2 protein-coding genes and 1 pseudogene are annotated in these 1,997 nt (G+C 65.9%); all 3 read right to left on the bottom strand.

The window, feature by feature from the left end; translation table 11 throughout:
• Window positions 1-196 (bottom strand): annotated as a pseudogene (locus ABNS06_RS01350) (tRNA pseudouridine(55) synthase TruB); the annotation flags it as partial.
• Between the two features lie 8 nt (window positions 197-204).
• Complete coding sequence (rbfA, locus tag ABNS06_RS01345) at window positions 205-570, bottom strand: 30S ribosome-binding factor RbfA (RefSeq protein ID WP_348672162.1); 366 nt, start codon at window positions 568-570, stop codon at window positions 205-207.
• A 39-nt stretch (window positions 571-609) separates the two neighbouring features.
• The coding region (gene infB / locus ABNS06_RS01340; protein ID WP_348672161.1) for a translation initiation factor IF-2 at window positions 610-1,997 on the bottom strand (1,388 nt) is incomplete at its 5' end.

Below are 1,997 nucleotides of genomic sequence, written 5' to 3'. Positions count from 1 at the left end.
CGGATAGCTTGGTCGCCTCGCCGAGACAGATCGGCAGCATGCCGGTGGCCAGCGGATCCAGACTGCCGGTGTGGCCTGCCTTCTGAGCGTTGAACAGCCGTCGCACGCGTTGCAACGCGCCATTGCTGCTGATGCCCTTGGGTTTGTCGAGCAGCAGAATGCCGCTGACGGGACGTCCGCGCCTGCGCCGAGCCATGGTCGATGTCAGTCCTCGTCGGACTGTTCGGTGTCCCCACGCTCCAGCAGCGAGCGGATGCGATCGCTGTCCGCCTGACTGTAGTCGGGCATGAAGCGCAGCGATGGCGTATGGCGCAATGACATGGCCTGGGCAACACGGTGGCGCAGGTATGGCGCGCGCTCGTTCAGCACGTCGACCGCCTGATCCGCCGCCGTCCGATCACCCAGCGCGCTGATGTAGACGCGCGCGGCCGCGAGGTCCTTGCTGACCTCTACATCGGTCACGGTCGCCAACCCGAGCCGCGAATCACGAATGTCTGAGGCGATCACCTGCCCGAGAATCCGCTGGATGCGCGATCCCACGCGGGTGGCGCGAGGCGTCTCACGAGGCATGGCGAGCCTGACTCAGAACGGTGGGCGTGACGCCGAGGCCTAGGCCTCGGCCGTCTCGGCCACCTTGCGCTGCACTTCGATGCGCTCGAAGACCTCGATGCTGTCGCCGGCGCGCACGTCGTTGTAGTTCTTCACCGCAATACCGCATTCGGTACCGGCGTCGACCTTCTGGACATCGTCCTTGTGACGGCGCAGCGACTCGAGTTCGCCCTCGTAGATCACCACGTTGTCGCGAAGCACGCGGATCGGCAGACCACGACGGACCTGACCTTCGACGACCAGACAGCCGGCGACCTGACCCCACTTGGAAGCCTGGAATACCTCGCGAACCTCGGCGGTGCCGACGATCTGTTCCTTGGTCTCGGTTCCGAGCAGGCCACTGACCGCGTCGCGCATGTCGTCCATGACATCGTAGATCACGCTGTAGTAGCGCACGTCGACGCCGCTTTCCTGGGCCGACTTGCGCGCCTTGCTGTCAGCGCGGACGTTGAAGCCGATGACCAGGGCGTTGGATGCCGCGGCCAGGTCGATGTCGGATTCGCTGATCCCGCCCACGTTGGCCGAGACCACCTTCACCGAAACCTCTTCGGTCGGCAGGTTGGCGATCGCGTCGGACAGCGCTTCCACACTGCCCTGCACGTCGCCCTTGATCATGATCGCGAGCTGCTTGAGGCCGCCCTCGGACAGGCTGGCCATCATCGCGCTGCGACGCTCCTTGGCCAGGTCCATCTGGCGCTTCTCGCGCATCTTGGATTCGCGCAGATCGACCAGCTCGCGGGCCTTCTTCTCGTCGGCCACGGCCAGCACCTCGTCACCGGCCTCCGGCGTACCGGAGAGCCCGAGCACCTCGGCGGGCATGGACGGCCCGATGGACTGCACCTGGGCACCGGTCTCGTCGAACAGCGCGCGGACGCGACCGAAGTTCGCACCGGCGATGATCACGTCACCCCGGCTGAGCGTGCCTTCCTTGACCAGTACGGTGGCAACCGGGCCACGGCCCTTTTCCAGACTGGACTCGACGACGACACCCTTGGCCGGCGCATCCACCGGCGCGGACAGCTCCAGCACCTCGGATTGCAGCAGGATGGCCTCCAGCAGCTCGTCGACGCCCTGCCCCGTGTGGGCGGAGACATTGATGAACTGGTATTCGCCACCCCATTCTTCCGGGATCACCTGCTCCTGCGACAGCTCGTTGCGGACCCGCTCGGGATCGGCGTCTTCCTTGTCGCACTTGGTCACCGCGACCACCATCGGCACGCCGGCGGCGCGACCATGGTCGATGGCTTCCTTGGTCTGCGGCATCACACCATCATCGGCGGCCACGACCAGCACCACCACGTCGGTCGACTCGGCACCACGGGCGCGCATCTTGGTAAACGCGGCGTGACCGGGCGTGTCAAGGAAGGTGACGATGCCGTTCGGCGTCT

This window comes from uncultured Abyssibacter sp., assembly GCF_964000955.1.
Taxonomy (GTDB): Bacteria; Pseudomonadota; Gammaproteobacteria; order Nevskiales; family OUC007; genus Abyssibacter.
This window is presented reverse-complemented; position numbering and strand designations above follow the sequence as displayed.

Coding starts and splice junctions, on each gene's coding strand:
- rbfA (WP_348672162.1), bottom strand. CDS start 570: ATGCCTCGTGAGACGCCTCGCGCCACCCGCGTGGGATCGCGCATCCAG.